Consider the following 20,929-nt stretch of genomic DNA (forward strand, 5'->3'; position numbering starts at 1 on the left):
GCGCTCGAGCCCGGAAGGGGCTCAGCGCCAGAAGCCCACGGAGATGCCGAAGTCGGAATAGCGCCGGGACAGGTCGAAGGAGGCCGTCACCGCCCAGTCATCCAGGTAGCGGAAGAGGAACAGCTCGAAGCCCCCGGTGAGGTGCGGCCGGGGCGAGCGGCCCTCGAAGGGCGAGGGCTCGATGAACGCCCCCATCCGCAGGCGCAACCGTCCGAGGAACGGCTCGTACTCCACCCCCGCGCGCGGTTGTACCAGGGGGGACTCCCCCACGCGCTCGGCGGGGGTGAGCGCCGTGAAGGAGTGCACCGACACCGCGTTCTCCACCGGGGAGAGCAGGTCTGCCTGCACGCTGAAGAGCCACCGTCCCTCGACGGCTCGGCTGTCGGCCTCGGGGGGCACCTCCGCGAAGTAGTCGCCCTCCAGCATCTGCTGACGCGCGGCGGGCGAGAGCCGGTTGTACAGCTCGGCGCCCTCGCCCATGCGCCAGCTCGCGCCCAGGGATACCGTCGAGGGGGACACCACGGCCGAGTAGAGCTGCCGGCCCGCGATGAAGGACGCCTGCCCCTCCTGGCGCTTCCAGGGTCCGCGCAGCTCCGGCCGCACCGACAGGCCCAGCCGGTAGGGCCGTCCGAGGGGCCGGTAGAGCAGATCCAACGCGACGCCCGTGTTGCCGTAGAACCAGTCGCCCTCTCCCCGGTGATTGAAGACGGCCTGCGCGCTGTAGATGCCGAAGCCGAGGATGAAGTCGTCCCGGCCCAGCGCCACCGCGCCCGCCAGCGAGGCGTGGAGCTGTGACACGCGGATGAGATCATCCCGGTCGCACGCGGGCGTGTTGCAGTAGCCCACGCTGTAGTTGCGCAGCGAGAAGCCCAGGCCCACGTTGTGGTACTGCAACATGACGGCGCCGAAGAGCTGCAACGTCTCCGGGGCGTCGTCGGGCGCGCCGTCGTTGTCCAGATCCTTGCCGCGCGCCTCCGCCAGCGGCAGATCCATCCAGGACAGGGTGACGCCCACGTCCCATTCCTTGTCCAGGCGGGGGGAGCGGTGCGCGAGCGCCGCCAGGTTGCTCGCGAAGCCCACCACGCCCTCGGCGATGCCCACGTAGGCGCCGCCCATCCCCACCTCTCGCGAGGAGCCCATGAGCATCCCCGAGTTGAGGTACAGCCGCTCGGGCCGGGTGCTCACGGGCACGTCGTCCTGGGCCCACGCCCCCGACGCCGCCAGCACCACCCCCGCGAGGAGCAGTCTCACGCGCATCAGCTCGCGGACGCCACCTGGGCGAACAGGGTGTCCGCCTCGGCCGCCAGCTTCGTGTCGCGCCAGGTGAGTCCGCCCGCGTCGTGCGTCACCAGCGCCAGCGTCACCTTGCGCCACCGGATGTCGATGTCCGGGTGGTGGTCCGCCGCCTCGGCCGCCTTCGCCACCCGGTTCACGAACTCGATGCCCGCGAGGAAGCTCGGCGCCTCGTAGGTGCGCCGCAGCATCCCTCCCTCCTGCTTCCACCCGGTGTGCTCGGCGAGGAACCGCTCGAGTTCCGCGGTGCTCAACTGCGTCTTGTCGTAGGCCATGGCGTGCTCTCTCCTCTCAGGCGCGCTCCACCGCGCGCCGCCACTTGGTCAGGTACTTCTCACGCACCTCGGGCTTCATCTTCGGCTTGAAGACCTTGCCCACCTTCCACGCCTGGCGGATGGCGTCCGTGCTGCTCCACACCCCCGCGCCCAGACCCGCGAGGAACGCCGCCCCAAGCGTCGTCGTCTGCAGGTCCTTGGGGCGCACCACCTCGGTGCCCAGCATGTCCGCCTGGAACTGCATCATCAGGTTGTTGGCCGACGCGCCCCCGTCCACCTTGAAGGCGGGAATCTGCCGGCCGCTGTCCTGGCGCATCGCCTCGGCCAGGTCATGAATCTGCATCGCCACGCCCTCGAGCGCCGCGCGCGCCAGGTGCGCCACCGTGGTGGAGCGGTCCATGCCCCCGAACAGGCCGCGCGCCTCGGGCCGCCAGTGCGGTGCCCCCAGCCCCGCGAGCGCCGGGACGAACACCACGTCTCCACTCTCCTTCACGCTCGCGGCGAGCTCCTCCACGTCCGAGGACTTCTTGATGACCTTGAGCCCGTCGCGCAGCCACTGCACCGCGGCCCCGGCGATGAAGGAGCTGCCCTCGAGCGCGTACGTCGTCTGGTCTCCAATCTTCCACGCCACCGTGGTGAGCAGCCCCGCCTTCGACGTCACCGGCGTCTCGCCCGTGTTCATCAGCAGGAAGGCGCCCGTGCCGTAGGTGCACTTGGCCTCACCGGGGGCGAAGCACGCCTGACCGAAGAGCGCCGACTGCTGGTCGCCCGCCATGCCGGTGATGGGGATGCCGTCGGGCAGCGAGCGCATGCCGCGCGTGGTGCCATAGGACTCGGCCGAGCCGCGGATCTCCGGCAGGCACGCGGCCGGCACGCCGAAGAGGGTGCGCAGCGAGTCGTCCCACGCCAGGCGCTTCACGTCCATGAGCAGGGTGCGGCTGGCGTTGGTGACGTCGGTGACGTGCGACTGGCCCCCGGTCATCTTGTAGACGAGCCAGGTGTCGATGGTGCCAAAGCACGCGTCGCCCTTCTCGGCGCGCTTGCGCGCTCCCTTCACGTGCTCGAGCAGCCAGGAGAGCTTGGTGGCGGAGAAGTACGGATCCAACACCAGGCCCGTCGTCTCGCGCACCCGGGCCTCCTCGCCCTGCTCGCGCAGTTTGGCGCAGTGCTCGGACGTGCGCCGGTCCTGCCACACGATGGCGCGCGAGAGCGGCTTGCCAGTCGAGCGCTCCCACAGCCCGGTCGTCTCTCGCTGGTTGGTGATGCCCACCGCGGCCATCTGCTTGCCCGACAGCTTGGCGTCCTTGAGGGCCGAGCGGATGCACTGCTCCACCGTGGCCCAGATTTCGTCCAGGTCGTGCTCCACCCACGAGGGCTTGGGGAAGTGCTGGGGGAACTCCCGGTAGGAGCTCCCCACCACCCGCAGTCTGTCGTCGAGGATGGAGACATGGGTCCCGGTCGTCCCCTGGTCCACTGCCAGCACGTACTTCGCCTTCGCCATGAGTGCGCTCTCCTGCGGCTGCCTGGAGGGTGTGGGGGTGCACCATACCCGAGCCAAGGCTCTTGGCACGCGCGGCGCGCGCGCCTAGCGTGGCGCGCCATGCCCTCGGTGAAGGAATTACGGGCGCGGGCCCGGGTGGAGGTGGAGACGTTCGTGGCCGAACATGGCCCCGTGGCGCTCATCCAGCAGCCGCCCTCGCTCGTGTTCCAGATGGTGGCCCAGCAGATGGGCGGCTCGCGCACGGTGTTCATGGCGCACCGCTCGCGGTTGACGGACCGGCTGCTCGCCATGTTGCAGGGCTTCGAGCACCTGCAGGTGCTCTTCCTCCACCCCAAGCAGGATGGCGAGGTCTTCGCCGTGGGCCGGCTGGAGTCGAGCTGCTCCGTCGTGGTGCATGACCCGTCCGTGTCCAAGGTGCACGCCATGCTGCGCTGGAGCGAGGCGGATGGGGGGTGCACCCTGCGCGACGCGGGCTCGATGAACGGCACCTACGTCAACTCGGTGCAACTCGGCGGCGAGGAGCAGGCGCTGCTCGACGGGGACGGGCTGGCCTTCGGGGACGCGCAGTTCCTGTATGTCAGCACCCAGACACTTCACGCGCACCTGAACGCGGCCGTGCCCACCGCCGCCCGCTGACGTCCGCTCCGGAGCGTCGACTTCCGAGCGCCTGGGGAGGCTGGCGGGCCGCTGGACCTCGCCGGGGGGTGGACCGTGCCTAGCTTGACGCGGGTACCACTCGCGGCACGGACGGGGGTTGGGGTGAAGGGGCTCATCTTCGAGGAGCTGAACGGCGGGGCCAGTTGTCGCACGTATCTGATCTCCAGCGCGTGGACGCGCGAGGCGATCATCGTGGATCCGGTGTTGGAGCTCGTGCCGGGCTACCTGCGGCGGCTGGGCAAGGACCGGCTGCAATTGATCGCCGTGGTGGACACCCATACCCACGCGGACCATCTGTCCGGGGGGCGGGAGCTCGCGCGGATGATGGGCGCGGTGCACATGGGGGCGCCCGCGCACGCGGTGCAACGGCCGCTGGGCGAGGGGGACGAACTCGCGGTGGGCGACGTGCGCGTGCGGGTCTGGGCGAGCCCGGGCCACACGGCCGATGGGCTCGTGCTGGTGCTGGACGACCGGGTATTGACGGGTGACACGCTGCTCATCGGCGCCACGGGCCGTACGGACCTGCCCACGGGTGACCCCGAGGCCGAGTACGAGAGCCTGGAGCGCTTGTTGTCGCTGCCCGACGACACGCTCGTGTTCCCCGCGCATGACTACGGCGGGCGCACGTTCAGCACGATTGGCCACGAGCGCGTCTCCAACCCGCGCCTGCGCCTGGATCGCGAGGCCTTCCTCCAGTTGATGAGGGCGCCGCGCACGGAGAAGCCCGAGCGTCTGGCCGAGTCGCTCGCCTACAACTCGCGGCCCCGCGACGCGCGCGACGCGCCTCCCGAGCAGGTGTTCGCGCTGTAGGTTGTCTTTCGGAAGCCGCTCGCGGCGATGGGCTGCCGCGAGTGGCCGATTCAATCTCCTTGGGCTCGGCCTGGGGGCCTTGTCTCCGCGCGCCAACCGCTTTCATCCAGGCGCCGTGGCCCCTTGGTCGTATGTTTCCCTTGGGGTTCCTTGGCTAATCTCCGAGCCGATGCTGTCGAGCGCGCTCATGTGCGCGGCTGCGCATCCCGAGGGGGAGCCGATGAAGAGCCATGCGGAGAGGCCATCAATCCGGAGTGGGTGGGAGGGTCTTGGAGTTGGCCCTCTGGCGAAGGCCCATGACTCGTCGCCGTGCGAGCCCCTCTTCCCGGTGGAGCGGTTGGAGAGCGACGTGGCCCGCGCGGCGTTGTGCGCGGTCGCGGCTCGCGGAGCCGAGGCCACCTTCGCGTCGAAGCTGGCCAAGGTCTTTGGCGCGGACGTGCCGGTGGCGGCCTACCAGGCGCTGCACAAGGCGCTGCTGGGCAGGACGTTGCTCACACCGGGGATCGAGGTCGTGGCCTCGGGGCTCGTGGGACACGAGGCCGGCTACGACAACGCACGGCGGGTCATCCTCGTGGACCGGCAACTGGTGTTCCTGGCGGAACGGGACAAGTCCAAGGCGGCGACCCTGCTCCTCGCACTCGTCGAGGAGTTCGGCCACCACGTGGACAACCTGCTGCGCACCGAGTACTCGAGCCAGGAAGGGGACGGGCCGCGCGACGAAGGGGCCGAGTTCGCGCACGCACTATTCTTCTCCTGGCAGGCTCCTCCTCCCTCCGGCCCGTTCGCCACCTTCGTGCGCGCGGGCCGGGTCCAGCGGTTGAGCACGGACGCTGCTTTCTTCCAGAAGGCGCTCCAGCGGCACACGGGCGTGCAAGAGCGCGCCCGTGACGAGAAGGCGGGCCCGCTCCAGTTCTTCGGTGCTGGACGTGGGCACGGCGCCAGGGCTGTCCTTCGGGCATGAGTCCATCGAAGATGCTCTGAGAGACGCTTTTCCTCTTCCTGAACGTCGGCGTCAGATCTACTTCGGAAACTGGCTCCGGGATCACTCACAAGCCATCGATCCGGCGTTGATACGTCCTGCGAACAGCCGGAACATCCTCGAGGGCTTCACCCGGGGCGCATTGACTCGAGTCTTGGATGTCATGGCACGTGGAGAGTTCGGGAATCTGGACACCTTCCGGGTCACGCCGAAAATGCTCGGTGTGTATCGGGCAGAAGAGCACATCGACAATCCTCACGGCATTGAGGACCATTCCCGGGATGACAAAGACTTCCGCAAGAAATGGACGCAAGAGGAGGTCGCCATCGATCCGGCAACGGGCATGCTCAACTACATCGCGAACCGCAAGGGCGATTGGGTCACCTCCGCGGCTTATGTCGAGAATGAACTGCGTGCGGCCGCTGCTCTCGGTATGACGCCGGAAGGATTGCGTTTCCTGGGAAACGCGCTTCACACCCTCGAGGACTTCTACTCCCATAGCAACTTCACGGAGTTGCTGCTCCTCAAACTAGGACACCTGCAGGTCTACCCCTGGGCTCATAGGAAAGTCCAGGCTCCCAGTCCGAGGTATCCCCTGGTCACGGGCAAATTTGGATCGAACGACATCCAGGTCAGCCTGGCGTATGTCCTCAACGAGAACTTGACGGCAACCAAGGAATATGTGCCGGGTCAGCGCACTGCCTCCACGGAGATCCTGCTCATTCTCCTCAAGGACATTCCTTCCGAGTACCTTGACCAGAAGCAGGTGAGACGACTGGAGGTACTCCTGGGGTTCAAGGAGGAATTCGTGAAGAATCATCCTCTGATGGGCAGGATGATCGATGAACTCTCCAAGTTGATGTCCAAATTGCCGAACGCGATCCTCTCGGCCCAGGCCAGAAAACATGCAACGAACGTGACGAAATCCCAAGAGGAGTTCTTGAGCAATCCCTCCTTTCTCCATCCTACTCATAGCCAACTCTCCAAGGACCACGACGATCACCCGTTGCATCTGTTGGCCGCCGCATTGGCGATGGAAGTGGTGCGGGAGATCGGTGGTCTCATTGCCGGGGTTTGGACGGGGAAGGGGACTGTGGAGACAGTTGTCCGGGAAGCACTCAAGTACTTCGTTCACCCGGAGGACATCCAGAACGCGGCCACGGATGGCCGGTCCTGGGTTTTTGAATGGGCTCGCCAATGGGCGAGGACGAACCCCGCGAAGCTCCAACTCCTGGAGCGGGGAGCCATCATCAACCGCCAATTCACGGAAGCGAAGCAAGCTGAGGCCCGCATTCGCGCGCAAGGTGAGGCGTATGGCGCTCCCGAGGCCCTACTCGCGAAAGTTCGTGGCACCTTGCAAGGTATTGAAGGACTGGCATGAGGTTTCTCAAACAAATCGTTCTCACGATGGCGCTCGCGATGGGGGCGGGCAGCTTCTCCTGTACTCGGGAGAAGCCAAAGGATGCCACGTGTGACTTGCTGGTTCGAGGGACGAGCATTCAATACAATGGCCGTGCGCTTCCTCTTCCGGGCTCGTTGACTGCGTGGGAGCAGGTTTTTGGCAAGCACTCACGAATGATCGACACCTCTTCCAACGTCTATGTGTGGGACGAGGCAGGGGTTTACGCCATCGCACCGTCTTCGGATGAGGCACTTCAAAGCTTCGCTGTTGTCCTGCATTCGAATACCGACCCCTTCCGCGGGGCTCCTCAATACTGGCCAAAGAGCACATTCAAGGGACGGCTTTGCGTAGATGGAAGTGACATCACCCCCAGTTCGCGGATCGAGGATGTGAATCGAACCAAGCAGGGGCAGCCGTTCTCGCGCGGTTACCTCGATCGGATATACAGCTACGACATCATCCAGTCTCCCCGGAGCGTCTATGTGCGGATAGACTTGACTGACGAGGGGACTCCCGAGTCGTTCTACATGGGTTTCGCCGAAGAGACGAAGTGAAGCAACGCGGCGGGTGAGCCCTCGGAAAAGGGGGCGGCCCGCCGCTGTTTCAAGAGGCCTTCTCGCACCACCGTCCACTATACGCGCCCAGTAAAGTAGCGGAGAGATAGGTATGACGGAGAAATCCTATGTGGGCGCGTACTGGGGACCGCGCAAGGAGACGGCGCTGGAGTGTGCGCGGCGCGCGGAACTCTTCTTCCACATGCTGGCGCGGTGTGACCCGTCTTTTGTCCAGTGGTACAGGGCGGGCCGAGGCTTCCCCCGTGAACTGCCAGGCCACCCGGTCAACACGGAGGTGGATGCTCTGGAGAAGTGGCTCCTCCAGGGCAGGAGTCGCACGGACGTCGGTAAGCATGTCATCGAGGATATGGGCTTCCGTCAGTCGATGTGGAATGCGAAGAAAGAGGCCACGGATATCAACATCCACTGTGGTATGTATACTTCGTGGGCGCCCAATTCATGTCTGTTGAAAGTGACCCGGGAGAGCCCGATACGGGAGCGGCTCTTGAGTGCCTCTGTTCTGACCGGAGTGCTCACCGCCATGGCCACCGCGTGGGACCCGGACTTCGCCATGGCCAGCTCATCGGAGATGGTGGAGCTGTTGGAGAAACAGGGGTTCGAGGTACGGGTGGGCTGGCTGACGTACCTGTCGCGCCGCCGGGGCCGACTGCCCCCGCTGCCCGCGCCCGTGCGCATCGAGCCGGTGGGAACGCTGGGGTGGCTCCTCGTCCTGTCCCCCGAGCCCATGACGGCGAGCAACCCCGAGCACGTGGCGTTCTCCTCCCGTATCCGAGAGCTGCTCGACCGGGCGGGCCTCATCGCGTGGCCGAGACCCGCTCCCGCGGCGGAGTGAGCGAGAGCAAGTGCCGCCGAGGCACTATCCCTTCGCGCCGCGCTTCTTGGCGACGAGGTCCTTCCAGAGCCCCGAGTACTTCTTGCGGTACTTCGGGTCTTCTTCGGTTTCGATCAGCGCCAGGGCATGCTGTTTGAGCTGCTCGTCGTGCACCTGGTCGTAAATCTTCCGGAAGACTTCCAGGATGTCGTAGCGGATGAGGGTCCCGTTCTTCTCGGTGGCGCAGTCCCGGAAGCGCTGGCTCAGGCGGTCCACCACTTCTTTCTGGAGGGCCTGGCTGGCGGTCCCCACCCTCCAGAGCGATTGGAGGGAATGCCGCGCCGTGACGAACCGTTCATCCTTCGTCACGGCCATGAGCTGATCGAGATTCTTCAGCATCCGTTGCTGGGGATCGCTCTTGGCCAGACCGCTGAGCAACTGCGCCCCGATGGCCCGCTGGTGGTTGTCGCCCTCGCGCAGCAGCGTCAGCAGCTCATCCCAGACCTCGTAGGCCCACGCTACTGGCTGCTGGGTGAGCTCCAGGAGGTGCATGAAGGAGGCCGCGCGGGATTCGGCGTCCGTGCTGTGCAACTGGGTGAAGTGCCCGCGTGTGGTCTGGTCCATGGGCTGGAATCTTCCATGACCCGGCGCGCCGAGGGGTGTGAAATGGTCTGGACCTCTCCGGCGCCGCGCGGAGGTCAATCGATTGCGTGCTCGGCCCTCGGGGCCATCGCCAGAAGCCGCGCACGAAGCCCTCTGTTGAAACACGGGGGGATATGGCGGAGGGTGTCGCCAGCCCTTGGCGAGCCACTCCGCTCATGACTTCCTCCCCGCGACTTCTTCCCTGACTCCCTCCGCCCCGTGCTCCATGCCCCCGCTGTCCCCACCTGACTTCCAGCTCCTCTTCGAGCAGAGCCCGGGCCCCTACCTGGTGGCCATCCCGGACGCGGACTTCACCCTCGTGGCGGTGAGCGATGCCTACCTGCGTGCCACCTTGACGACTCGCGAGGGTATCCTCGGCCGCCCCTTCTTCGAGGTGTTCCCCGACAACCCGGCGGATCCGAACGCCACCGGGGTGCGCAACCTGCGCGCCTCGCTCGAGCGGGCCATGGCCACTCGCGCGCCGGACACCATGGCCGTGCAGAAGTACGACATCCGGCGTCCCGAGGCCGAAGGCGGTGGTTTCGAGGAGCGCTACTGGAGTCCCATCAACACCCCCGTCCTCTCCCCCGAGAGCGAGGTGCTCTTCCTCCTCCACCGGGTGGAGGACGTGACGGACTTCGTGCGCCTGTCCCGCCGCCGCGAGGAAGAGAGCGAGCGCACGGCGGCCCTCCAGAATCGCAACCTGGAAATAGAGGCGGAATTGCTTCACCGGGGCCAGGAACTCCAGGCCGCCAACCAGCAACTGCGTGAGGCGGTGCGCGAGCGCGACGACTCCCTGGCCCTGACCGCCCAGGCCCGCGCGCACGCCGAGCGCCAGCGGGAGTGGCTCCATTCGCTGTTCATGCAGGCGCCCACCGCCATCGCCATCTTCCGGGGCCCCCGCTGCCTTATCGAGCTGGCCAATCCTTCGATGTGCTGCCTCTGGGGCCGCCGCCCCGAGCAGGTGCTGGGCAGGCCCTTGTTCGAGGCCCTGCCCGAAACCGCGGGCCAGGGATTCGAGGCGCTACTGGACGGGGTGCTCGCCACCGGAGTGCCCTATGTCGGGACGGAGTTGCCCGCCAGGCTGGCGCGTCTGGAAGGCGGGGGCATCGAGGAGGCGTACTTCAACTTCGTCTACGAGCCCATGCGCGATGCCCAGGGCCAGGTGGATGCCGTCATCGCCGTTGCCTCGGACGTGACGGAGCTGGTGTGGGCACGCCGACGGAGGGATGCGCTCGCCGCCGAGAAGGTGCGCGTCGCCGAGGAACGGCTCCGCCTGGCGACGGAGGCCATGGAATTGGGCATCTGGGACATGGACCCCACTACGGGCGCGCTGGAGTGGGACGAGCGCTTGCGCGCCCTCTTCGGGCTGTCAGTGGGTGCTCCCGTGGACTACCCCACCTTCCTCTCGCGCGTGCATCCCGAGGACCGCCTCCAGGTGGAGCACCGCGTGGGGGAGAGCCTCGCGCCGGGCAGTCCGGGGACCTTCGCCATGGAGTTTCGCACCCGTCCCCTCGAGAACCAGGAGGAGCGGTGGGTGAGCGCTCAAGGCCGGGTCCACCGCGATGCCTCGGGGCGGCCCATCCGCTTCCTGGGCACGGCCCTGGACATCACCGAGCGCAAGTGTGCCGCGCGGGAACTGGCGCGCAACGCGGCCATCCTCGAGGCCATCATCCAGAGCATCCCGGATGCCCTGTACGTGGGAGATGCCACCGGCATCCGGCTGGCCAACACTCCGGCGCTGGAGATGCTGGGCTTTGAATCACTGGCGGAGCTGAATCAGCACGTCGCCACCCTGGGGGATCGACTCCAGAACCGCTCCGCCGAGGACGGCCACCGGCTCACGATGGAAGAGGAGCCCTTCATGCGGGCCATCCATGGGCAGCCGACCACTCAAGAAGTCATTGTCCGCCATCTGCTGACAGGCAAGGACATGGTGGTGCGCTGCGCCGCCGCCCCCGTTCGCATGGGGGAGGACATCGTGGGCGCGGTCGCCGTCAACACCGATGTCTCCGACCGCAAGCGCGCCGAGACGGAGTTGCGGCAGGCGGCGGAATTCCGCGAGCGCTTCATCGGCATCGTCTCCCATGACTTGCGCAATCCGCTCAACGCCATCCTCCTGTCCGTCAACGCGATGATGCGCTCGGATCGCGAGGTCCAGCACCACGTGAAAGCCGTGCGCCGAATCGCCAACAGCGCCGAGCGCATGGGGCGGATGATTGGCGACCTGCTCGACTTCACCCGCGGACGGTTGGGCGGCGGTATTCCCATCAACCCCCGCCCGGCCAATCTCCTCGCCATCTGCCGGCAGGTGGTGGAGGAACTCGAGGTCGGCAACCCCCAGCGGCAGCTCCGGCTGAGCATGGCGGGAAACTTCCAGGGCGAGTGGGACCCGGACCGGCTCGCGCAGCTCCTGGGCAACCTCGGCAAGAACGCGCTGGACTACAGCCCCGAGGGACTTCCCGTGGACTTCGTGCTGCGCGACGGGGGGGAGACCGTGTGCGTGGAGGTTCGCAACGGGGGCGCGCCCATCCCTCCGGACCTGCTCCCGCTCATCTTCGAGCCCTTCCGGCGGGCCACGGACGGCGGACATCCGACGTCCGGCCTGGGTCTGGGCCTCTTCATCGTTCAGCAGATCGCCCGCTCCCACGAGGGCCTCGTCGAGGTGCGCTCCACCGAGGCGGAGGGGACCACGTTCACCGTGTTGCTGCCGCGCTACGCCGCGAAAGGTGTCAGAGGATTCGTCTAGCGCGAGCAGCAGGCGCCAACCCGACTCCCCTGACACCTGGACTGACACCCGGACGGGCGGCCTACCTGGCGGCCTTCTTCCTCACGATGAGCGAGGCGGCCTTGTCGTTCCAGCCCGCGCCCACCAGACAGCTGTTGGTGCCGGTGGTGAGGGAGGTCTGATCGAACCGGCCACCGTCGTACAGCACCGCTTCGTACCCGTCGGCCACCTGAAGGGAGGAGATGACATCCGGGCTGAACCCCAGGGTCCTCAGGGTGTCTTCATCGTAGCTGCCCACGGGGAGGTTGATGCCCGGGCTGGTGAAGTTGCAGTCATTGTGGACCACGACGGTGGGCGCAACCGGTTCGACGACCAGCGAGTTGGCACGGTCATTCCACCCCGCGGCGACGAGGCAGCTGTCATCCGCGGTCTTGACGATCGAGGCGCCCGTGAAGTCGGCATTCTCGTAGAAGGTCACCTTGTAGCCGGGCTGCACCCGCACCGAGGAGATGTCCTTGCCCGCGATTCCGCGGAACTGGAGGTCGCTCAGCTTGTAGCGGCCCACCCAGAGGCCCGCCCTCCAGTCTCCCGTGTAGTTGCAGTCCCTGAAGATCGCGACCGGATCCCTCGGCTTGATCGTTCCCCCGCGGGTGTTCCCCATCCGGGCGAAAGCGCGGGCGGCGGAGGCCTGGTACAGCAGGACGGGGTTGCCGGGCTGCCCCACGCTGTTCCACCACTCGGGGTACCTGCCGTTCGCGTCCTTGCCATTGTCACGCACGAACTGGAGGTAGCCCGCGACGATGTTCAACCAGTTGATGTCGCCATCCGTCTCGTAGAGGTCCACATAGGCATTGGTCATGTCGTGACCCCCCCATTGCCCGGTTTCCCTCAGCGCGCGGGTCTGCCAGTCGATGTACGTCGACTCCATGGCGTAGGCCATGTGGCGCGCGTCATCCAGGTAGGTGTAGTTGCCCGTGATCTTGAACAACAGCAGGGCCGTCTGGGCCACCACGGCGTTCTCATACCCTCGGTAGCCAGGGCCGTAGCCGAAGCGATTGGCCTTCACCCAGTTGTACAGCCGCAAGCCGTCGGTCAGGTACTGCTGGGTTCCGGTGGCCCGGTAGATCATGAGGTTGGCCGCCATGGTCGGAGCCGTGGCGCACAGGCAATGGCCGCCGGTGTCCCCCTCATGCCAACGAATGCCGCCGTTCGGGTTGCTGGTCGGGGTGTTCTCCCCACTCATGCTGAACGCCAGGACCTCCTTGGCCCTGTTCAGATAGGTGGCGTTGTTGGTCTTCTGGTACAGCTCCATCAAGCCCTTGGCCACCCAGGCGTTGTCGTCGTAGTACCGATCACCGCATCCATAGGCCACGGCGTTGTACGCCCAGCGGTTCTTCGTGTAGCACCAGTAGGCCTGGTGCATTTCGTTGGCGAAGGCCTCGGCCTGCTGGATTCTACCGCCCGCGATCAAGGCGTGAAGCTGGGTGCCCGCGTCCCAATTGAAGGCCGTCGCCTGGCGATCCGTGCCCTCGTAGTAGAGGTTGCTGCCGGGCTTCCTGAAGTCCTGCTCGATCTTGTTGAGGGTTTCGTCTCCCCAGGCCTTGAAGTCACTGCTGGCCTGGCTGATGGCCTTCCAGCTCGAGTCCTCGTTGAAGCTGACCGCCGTATCGCTGGGCAGCGAACCGCCCCGCTGCGCGAGCCACACTTCCGCGTTGGCGTGGCGCATGTAGCGGCCGGGGAAGTTGAACGACTCCAGGCTGACGCCTTGCCCCGACAAGCCAGGGCGCGTGCACCACGTGGCATCCTCGTCGAACACGCGGGTGTTGTCGCGGCTGTCGAGGCGAATCCGTGAGTTGGCGTGCCGCAGGTACTTGCCCGGGTAGTTCTGCGACTCCAGCGAATAGCAATCCTTGTCGGCCAGACCGGCCACGACGCGGAAGCTCGAGTCCGCTTTCTCGGTCGCCGAAGTTCCGATGACGTCCGTGCGCGCCAGGCTGTCATAATGACGCAGGACGCGGTTGGTATAGTTCGGCGTCGTGACGCCAAAGCTGTAGTAGACGTTCAGCCGCAGCGGTACCCAGGACAGGACGGTGTTGACCGGTTGCGCAGCAGCACTGACAACGGCGGCTTGGACCGTGGCGGCCTCGGTGTCGTGGTTCGCTGGGTCCGCGTTGTCTGTATCGCGTGCACCGCCGCAGCCCACCATCACGGTGGATGCCAGCAGCGTCGTGAGTCGCAGCTTTGCTCCCCTCATTCTTTTCCCCTCATGCAGGTTCCTGCCGATGATGGGGAAACTTGTATAGTCGATTAGTTCTTGAAATCAAGTAAAACGAGAAGATACTGGGGATGGCTGCCATGGCTGGATTGGGCGGACTGTTGGTCAGCGGACTCCGCTACGGGGAAGTCGGTTCGGGGGAGCCGTCATCGCCTCCAATCCAGGCAGGCGGTCGTTCGGGAGCCGACGACCTGGGCCAGGCCTGCTTCCACTCAGGGCCCTCCTCCAGGTGTCCTGGCGCATGAGGGGGCGCACCATGGAGCATTTCAAGATTCTGTCGCTGGATGGAGGAGGCACCTGGGCACTCATCGAGGTTCGGGCGCTCATCGAGCTCTTCGGTCCCGAGACGCGCGGCCACGAGGTGCTTCGCAGGTTCCAGCTCGTCGTGGCCAACTCGGGAGGGAGCATCGTCGCCGCGGGCCTGGCGGCGGACTTCACCCTGGGGCAACTGCTGCAGCTCTTCCGCGACGAGGCGAAGCGCCGGAGCATCTTCGTCGAGCGGCCGTGGTACCAGCGCATGCTGGCGGCCATTCCCGCGCTCCAGGACCTGGAGGCGCGCTACGCGGCACGCAAGAAGCTGGAGGGGCTCGAGCGGGCCTTCTCGGAGTCGAAGCAGGAGGGCTTCGCCCGGCTGACGATGGAGGAGTGGAAGGCCCGTGCCGGTCAGGGCCTGGCGGACATCGTCATCACCGCGTTCGACTATGACCGCCGGCGTGCCATCTTCTTCCGGACCCGATCGGGGAGCCCGGCGGCCTCGCGCTCGCCCGCGAGGAATCCCACCTTCGCCCAGGCGGTGCATGCCTCGAGCAACGCGCCCATTACCTTCTTCGACGAGCCCGCCACCTTCCTGGATCGGCGTTTCTGGGACGGGGCGATGGGCGGCTACAACAACCCCACGATGGCCGGGGTGGTGGAGGCCTTGAGCCACGTGGGAGATGGCGCGGCGCGAGTGGAGCCCTCCGCCATTCGCGTGCTCAGTCTGGGCACGGGCATGGTGCTGTCCCTTCCTCCCGATGCCACCGGAGAGGTGGAGGACAAGCGGTTGTTGCACGTCCCCGAGGAGCCGGGCCTCGCCAGTGACATCCGCAAGGCGGCGCTCTGCATCGTCGATGACCCGCCCGATTCCGCCAGCTTCGTCGCGCACGTCACGCTGGGCCACCGGCTGCCCCGGGACGAGCGCGACGTCGTCCAGGATGGGCCGGTCATCCGGCTGAGCCCCGTCCTGCGTCCCGTCAAACGCAACGGCCGCTGGATGTACCCGGAGAAGATCGACCCCGGCTTCTACCAGCGGGTCTCGGAGCTCGGCATGGACGCCGTGATGAAGGAGCACGTGCTGCTCATCGACTCCCTCTGCGACGCGTGGATCCAGGGCCGGATTCCCAACCAGTCCTTGCGCGCCAACCAGGACCTCGAGCCGGAGGTGGGCCACGCACGCTTCAGCGACGCACTCACGCAGCTGCGGACATGGCTCGACGGCGAACTCCATCCGCCTTCCGTGGCGGCGGCACGGTGACGTCGCCGGGCGCCCCCCGTCGACGCTCGAGTGGACGGTTCGGGTGCTACGCCGAGTGCGGATGGGGACCTGTCGAGGGGGGGAAGAGGCCGAGGGAGGCCGTGGTCAGGGGCGTGGCACTTGCCTGCTCGGAGGCTTCTGGCACTTCAAGGAAGCGCACCCGAGGCGCTAGGCTCCGCCTGGATGCTGAATATTCCTGGCTACTCCCTGCTCGGGGCGTTCAAGACCACGGGCACGAGCCTGCTGTTTCGCGCGGTGCGTGGTGCCGATGGTCTGCGGCTCATCCTCAAGACGCCGCGGGTTTCAGCTCCCGGCCCTCGTGAGCGCGAGAACTACCTGCGCGAGTTCGGCATCCTGCGGCGGCTCCAGGACGCGCGCGGCGTCATCCGGGCCCACGCGTGTGAGCAGCTCCAGGGCCGGCCGGTGCTCCTGCTGGAAGACGTGGACGGCACGCCCCTGTCCGAGTCCACCGGCGAGCCGCTCGAGGTGACCCGGGCCGTGGAGCTGGCCATCGCCCTGGCCTCGACGGTCGCGGAGCTGCATCGCCGCGGCATCGTCCACAAGGACATCAAGCCCTCCAACATCATCCTCACGCCCTCGGGCGAGACGCGCCTGCTCGACTTCGGCATCGCCAGCCTCCAGCTCGTCGAGCATGTGGACATGACGCAAGCCTCCCTGGTCGAAGGCACGCTGGCCTACATGTCCCCGGAGCAGACCGGGCGCATGAACCGCTCGGTGGACTACCGCACGGACCTCTACTCCCTGGGTATCACCCTCTACGAGCTGCTGGCGGGCGAGCGCCCCTTCCAGGGTCGCGACGCGCTCGAGTGGTTCCACGCCCACATGGCGCAGGCCCCGCGGCCCCTGTCGGAGCGGGTGCGGGGGCTGCCGCCCGTGCTGTCCGCCATCGTGATGAAGCTGTTGGCCAAGGTCGCCGAGGAGCGCTACCAGAGCGCCGAGGGCCTCAAGGCCGATCTCGAGCGTTGCCGGGAGGGGCTGAGCCGGGGGGTGCTCGAGGACTTCGTGCCAGGCCGGCACGACTACCCCAGCCGCTTCCAGCTCCCCCAGCGGCTCTATGGGCGCGACAGCCACGCGAAGGTCCTGCTCCAGGCCTTCGAGCGCGTCGCCGAGCGTGGCCGCCCGGAGCTCGTCCTGGTCAGCGGCTACTCGGGGATCGGCAAGTCCTCGGTGGTCAACGAGCTGCACAAGCCCGTGGTGCGGCAGCGCTCCTTCCTGCTCAGCGGCAAGTTCGACCAGTTCCAGCAGGACATCCCCTACGCCACCGTGGCCAAGGCCCTTCAGGAGTTGGTGCGGCAACTGCTCGGCGGCACCGATGAGGAGCTGGCGCGGTGGCGTCAGGGCCTGAGCGAGGCGTGGGAGGGCCAGGGCCAGGTCCTGGTGGATCTCGTCCCCCAGCTCGAGCTCGTCGCGGGCAGACAGCCCCCCGTCCAGGAGCTGCCGCCTTCCCAGCTCCAGCAGCGCTTCCATCGGGTGCTCTGCCGGTTCCTCGGCGTCTTCGCCCCGCTGGGGCACCCGCTGGTGATCTTCATGGATGATCTCCAGTGGGCGGATCTGGCCAGCTTCCAACTGCTGCTGCATCTGCTGACCCACCCGGAGACACCGCCGCTCCTGCTGATCGCCGCCTATCGCGACAACGAGGTCCATTCCGCCCACCCGCTGACGCAGACGCTGGAGCAGCTGCGCCAGGCGGGCGCGCGGATGTCCCACGTCCAGCTCGAGCCGCTGAGCCTCGAGGATGTCCAGCAGCTCGTCCTGGACACGCTGCCCGGCGCGAGCGCGGAGCTCGTCGGGCCGCTGGCGGCGCTGGCCCGTGAGAAGACCGGAGGCAACCCCTTCTTCCTCCTGCGCTTCCTGCAGACGCTCCACCAGGACGGGCTGCTGGTGCGCACGCCCGAGGGCCCCTGGCGCTGGGATGAGCAGGGCGCCCGGCAGAAGGGCTACTCCGACAACGTCGTCGACTTCATGGTGGCCAAGCTGCGCCAGTTCCCCCCCCGGACGCAGCACCTGCTGCGGCTGGCGGCCTGCGTGGGAAACACCTTCTCGCTGAGCACCCTGCTGCTCATCTCGGGAATGGAGGAGCCGGACGAGGTGGAACAGGGCCTCGAGCTGGCGCTCCAGGAGGGGGTGCTGGCCACCACCGGCCCGGAGCAGTACCGCTTCCTCCACGACCGCATCCACCAGGCGGCCCACACCCTCATCCCCGAGGCGCAGCGCAAGGCCGTCCACCTGCGCGTGGGCCGCCTGCTGCTGGCGAGTCTGTCGCCGGAGGAGGTGCGCAAGAACCTCTTCGAGGTGGTGGGGCAGCTCAATACCGGCGCGGAGCTGCTCACCGAGCCCGAGGAGCGCCACCGCGTCGCGCGCCTGAACGCCGAGGCCGGCGCGAGGGCCAAGGCGTCGACGGCCTACCGCTCGGCCATCACCTATCTGGCGATGGCCTTCCAGCTCCTCCCCGGAGACCCCTGGGAGGTGGATCACGCGCTGGCCTTCAAGCTCCGGTTGGACCTGGCGAGCTGCGAGTTCATGAGCGGCAACGCCGCCCACGCGCGCCGCATGGTGGAGGAGCTCCGCGGCCGCCCGCGCACTCCGGCGGAGATGGCCGCGCTCTACCGGCTCAAGTGCGACCTGCACGTGGCCGCCGGCGAGAACCAGGTGGCTGTCGACAGCCTCCTGGAGGGTCTGGCGATGATGGGGATGCCGCTCTCACCGCACCCCTCCTGGGAGGAGGTGGTGGCCGCCCAGCAGGAGGTGGGCGCCCTGCTGGGAGACAGGTCCATCGCCAGCCTCGTCGAGCTGCCCCGCCTGAGCGATCCGGTGAAGGAGGCGACGATGAGCCTCCTGGTGGCCCTCAACACGTCGGCGCTCAATACGGACCGGCACCTGTACCTGCTCCACCTCTGCAAGCTGGTCTGCTTCAGCATCCGGCACGGCAACACGCCGGCCTCCGTCCACGGGTACTCCACGTATGGGATGGTGCTGGGGTTGGCCTTCAATCGCTACCAGGAGAGCCTGGCGTTTGGTCAGCTCGCGTGCGCGCTCGCCGAGCGCTACGACGTGGCCGCGCTCCGGGGCAGGGCGCTCTTCGGCATGGGGATGCTCAGCCACTGGCTCCAGCCCATCCCCGAGTCCCTGAACAGCCTGCGCGCGGCCTTCCAGTACGCGCTCCAGGCCAGCGATTTCCAGATCGCCGGCTTCTGCTGCACGCACATCGTCTCGCAGCGGCTCACCCTGGGGCACGCCCTGGAGGAGGTCTACCAGGAGTCGGTCGCGCGGCTGGACTTCGCGCGGACGAGCGGCTTCGTGGACGTGCGCGACGTCGTCCACGTCTACCAGCGGCTCACCCAGCAGCTCCGGGGCCGCACCGCCTCGTTCCAGTCGCTCGACGGAGAGGACTTCACCGAGGCGTCCTTCGAAGCCCGGCTCACCCCGGAGCGCACGGCCATCGCCCGGTGCATGTACTGGCTCATCAAGATGCAGTCGCGCTTCCTGGGCGGGGCGTACGACGAGGCGCGGGAGGCGGCGGACCGGACCGCCCAGCTGAGCTGGTCGTTGCTGGGCCGCGTCCAGCTCCAGCACTTCCACTTCTTCCATGCCCTGACCCTGGCCGCCTGCTTCGGGAAGATGACACCCGAGGAGCGAGGGCCGGCCCTCGAACAGATCCGCGAGCACCAGGCGCGGCTGGCGGAGTGGACGAGCCATTGTCCCGAGAACTTCCGCGCGCTCGAGCGCATGGTGTCCGCGGAGCTGGCGCGCCTCTTGGGCCATGAGGCCGAGGCCCTGCGCGCCTACGAGGAGTCCATCCAGGCCGCGCGCGAGCAGGGGCACATCCATGACCTGGCCCTGGCCAGCGAGCTGGCGTCGCGCTTCTGGTCCGAGCGCGCGGTGCCCACCATCGCCGAGGCCTACGCCCGCAAGGCGCGGGAGGCCTGGCTGCGCTGGGGTGCCCTGGGCAAGGTCCAGCACCTGGATGCCCAATGGGTGCACCCGCCCTCCCTCCCGTCCTCGGAGGAGACCAGCACGGACACGAGCTCCACGCACCTCGACGCGCTCACCCTGGTGAAGGCCCAGCAAGCCATCTCCGGGGAGATCGTCCTGGACAGGCTGGGGGACACGCTGCTGCGGGTGGCCATCGAGAACGCCGGGGCCCAGCGCGGCGCCCTGCTGTTCCCCCAGGGTGACAAGCTCTCGGTGGTGGCCCTCGTGGACCCCGCGCCGGAGGGGCCCGCCGCCGGCCCTCGGGACGAGCGCCTACCGTGGACCCTTCTCTCCTACGTCCGGCGCACCCGGGAGCACGTGCTCATCGGAGATGCCTCCCAGCCCCACCCGTTCGCGGCCGATGCGTGGCTCCAGCGCGGCGAGGCCCGCTCGGTGCTGTGCCTGCCCCTGGTTCGCCAGGAGGAGTTCCGGGGGGTGCTCTACCTGGAGAACTGCCTGGCCAGCAACGCCTTCACTCCCGCGCGCATCTCCCTGCTCGGCCACCTCGCCTCCCAGGCCTCCATCTCCCTCGAGAACGCGCGGCTGTACACGGAACTGCAGCAGGCCGAGGTCGCCCTGCGCCGCGCCAACGACGAGCTGGAGAAGCGGGTGGAGGAGCGCACACGCGAGCTCCGGCACGCCCAGGCCCAGCTGGTGGACACGGCGCGCGCGGCGGGGATGGCCGAGGTGGCCACCAACGTGCTCCACAACGTGGGCAACGTCCTCACCAGTGCCGTCATCAACGCCCAGGTGCTGACCCAGACGGTGAGCACCTCCCGCATGTTGCGGGTGAAGCAGGTCTCCTCGATGCTCGATGAGCACGAGGGCGCCCTGGCCGACTTCCTCACCCGCGACCCCCTCGGCACCCAGCTGCCGCACTATCTCTCGCACCTCGCCGAGGAGCTGCTCCGCGAGCACTCGACGCTGCAGGAGGGCCTGGAGGCGATGAACAAGCACATCGAGCACGTGCGGGCCATCGTCCAGGTGCAGCAGACCTACGCCCGCAGCACGCTGCTCACCGAGGAGTGTGATTTGTCGCGCCTCGTCGAGGATGCCTTGAGCATCCAGCTGCCCGCGCTCAAGCGCCAGGACGTCCACATCGTCCAGTCGCTGTCCGCACTCCCCGCGGTGCGGGTGGACAAGCACAAGGTGTTGCAGATCCTGATCAACCTCATCAGCAACGCCAAGAACGCGATGACCGCGATTCCCACCAGCCAGCGCCAGCTGCACGTGCGGCTCGAAGCGGCGGACAACATGGCGCGCATCCAGGTGGTGGACAGTGGCGTGGGCATCGCGCCGGAGCTCCGCGAGCATCTCTTCACCCAGGGCTTCACCACCCGTGAGGGGGGACATGGTCTGGGCCTGCACTCGAGCGCGCTGGCGGCGCGGATGCTGGGCGGGCAGCTCTCGCTGGAGAGCGAAGGGCCGGGCAGGGGGGCTACGGCCACACTGCTGTTGCCGTTGGGGTAGCGGTG

Annotated in this window: 14 protein-coding genes; 9 read left to right on the forward strand and 5 right to left on the reverse strand. The window is 67.5% G+C overall.

Annotated elements, in window-relative coordinates:
- Window positions 1-21 precede the first annotated feature (21 nt).
- Genes D187_RS18970 through glpK form a run of 3 tightly spaced genes read right to left on the reverse strand, consistent with a single transcriptional unit; the run spans window position 22 to window position 3,069 of the window.
- Window positions 22-1,257: a hypothetical protein gene (locus D187_RS18970; protein ID WP_002622010.1), complete on the reverse strand. Its 1,236-nt coding sequence runs from the start codon at window positions 1,255-1,257 to the stop codon at window positions 22-24.
- Complete coding sequence (locus D187_RS18975) at window positions 1,257-1,568, reverse strand: 4a-hydroxytetrahydrobiopterin dehydratase (protein WP_002622011.1); 312 nt, start codon at window positions 1,566-1,568, stop codon at window positions 1,257-1,259. Before D187_RS18975 ends, D187_RS18970 begins: the two co-directional genes overlap by 1 nt.
- Window positions 1,569-1,584: 16 nt before the next feature.
- Window positions 1,585-3,069, reverse strand: a complete 1,485-nt coding sequence (gene glpK, locus D187_RS18980; protein WP_002622012.1) for a glycerol kinase GlpK — start codon at window positions 3,067-3,069, stop codon at window positions 1,585-1,587.
- Between the two features lie 99 nt (window positions 3,070-3,168).
- On the opposite strand from glpK, the gene D187_RS18985 reads away from it, so the two are divergent.
- From D187_RS18985 to D187_RS19010, 6 genes are all read left to right on the forward strand, one after another.
- The gene (locus D187_RS18985; RefSeq protein WP_002622013.1) at window positions 3,169-3,705 is read left to right on the forward strand and encodes an FHA domain-containing protein; all 537 of its coding nucleotides are present in this window, start codon (window positions 3,169-3,171) and stop codon (window positions 3,703-3,705) included.
- 123 nt (window positions 3,706-3,828) lie between these two features.
- Window positions 3,829-4,536 (forward strand): MBL fold metallo-hydrolase, encoded by a 708-nt coding sequence (locus D187_RS18990; RefSeq protein WP_002622014.1) that lies wholly within the window; start codon window positions 3,829-3,831, stop codon window positions 4,534-4,536.
- Window positions 4,537-4,885: 349 nt separating this feature from the next.
- Window positions 4,886-5,497: a hypothetical protein gene (locus tag D187_RS18995; protein WP_155893441.1), complete on the forward strand. Its 612-nt coding sequence runs from the start codon at window positions 4,886-4,888 to the stop codon at window positions 5,495-5,497.
- Window positions 5,463-6,896 (forward strand): HET-C-related protein, encoded by a 1,434-nt coding sequence (locus tag D187_RS19000; protein WP_002622016.1) that lies wholly within the window; start codon window positions 5,463-5,465, stop codon window positions 6,894-6,896. The genes D187_RS18995 and D187_RS19000 overlap by 35 nt, the downstream gene beginning before the upstream one ends.
- The gene (locus tag D187_RS19005) at window positions 6,893-7,471 is read left to right on the forward strand and encodes a DUF7738 domain-containing protein (protein ID WP_043430569.1); all 579 of its coding nucleotides are present in this window, start codon (window positions 6,893-6,895) and stop codon (window positions 7,469-7,471) included. The genes D187_RS19000 and D187_RS19005 overlap by 4 nt, the downstream gene beginning before the upstream one ends.
- A 112-nt stretch (window positions 7,472-7,583) precedes the next feature.
- On the forward strand, window positions 7,584-8,324 hold the full coding sequence (locus D187_RS19010; protein WP_002622018.1) for an Imm52 family immunity protein: 741 nt from the start codon (window positions 7,584-7,586) through the stop codon (window positions 8,322-8,324).
- Window positions 8,325-8,348: 24 nt separating this feature from the next.
- Here D187_RS19010 and D187_RS19015 read toward each other — a convergent pair whose 3' ends face one another.
- On the reverse strand, window positions 8,349-8,927 hold the full coding sequence (locus D187_RS19015) for a hypothetical protein (protein ID WP_002622019.1): 579 nt from the start codon (window positions 8,925-8,927) through the stop codon (window positions 8,349-8,351).
- 244 nt (window positions 8,928-9,171) lie between these two features.
- Between D187_RS19015 and D187_RS50080 the strand changes: the two genes are divergently transcribed.
- The gene (locus D187_RS50080) at window positions 9,172-11,694 is read left to right on the forward strand and encodes a PAS domain-containing sensor histidine kinase (RefSeq protein WP_051256420.1); all 2,523 of its coding nucleotides are present in this window, start codon (window positions 9,172-9,174) and stop codon (window positions 11,692-11,694) included.
- Between the two features lie 61 nt (window positions 11,695-11,755).
- Here the strand turns inward: D187_RS50080 and D187_RS19025 are convergent, their stop codons facing one another.
- Window positions 11,756-13,927, reverse strand: coding sequence for an AbfB domain-containing protein (locus D187_RS19025; protein WP_002622021.1), 2,172 nt, complete (start codon window positions 13,925-13,927; stop codon window positions 11,756-11,758).
- A 277-nt stretch (window positions 13,928-14,204) separates the two neighbouring features.
- On the opposite strand from D187_RS19025, the gene D187_RS19030 reads away from it, so the two are divergent.
- Together D187_RS19030 and D187_RS19035 are read left to right on the forward strand one after the other, a co-directional pair.
- Complete coding sequence (locus tag D187_RS19030) at window positions 14,205-15,461, forward strand: patatin-like phospholipase family protein (protein ID WP_002622022.1); 1,257 nt, start codon at window positions 14,205-14,207, stop codon at window positions 15,459-15,461.
- Between the two features lie 183 nt (window positions 15,462-15,644).
- Window positions 15,645-20,924: a trifunctional serine/threonine-protein kinase/ATP-binding protein/sensor histidine kinase gene (locus D187_RS19035; RefSeq protein ID WP_002622024.1), complete on the forward strand. Its 5,280-nt coding sequence runs from the start codon at window positions 15,645-15,647 to the stop codon at window positions 20,922-20,924.
- Window positions 20,925-20,929: the final 5 nt, after the last annotated feature.

It is taken from the genome of Cystobacter fuscus DSM 2262 (genome assembly GCF_000335475.2).
Classification (GTDB): Bacteria; Myxococcota; Myxococcia; order Myxococcales; family Myxococcaceae; genus Cystobacter; species Cystobacter fuscus.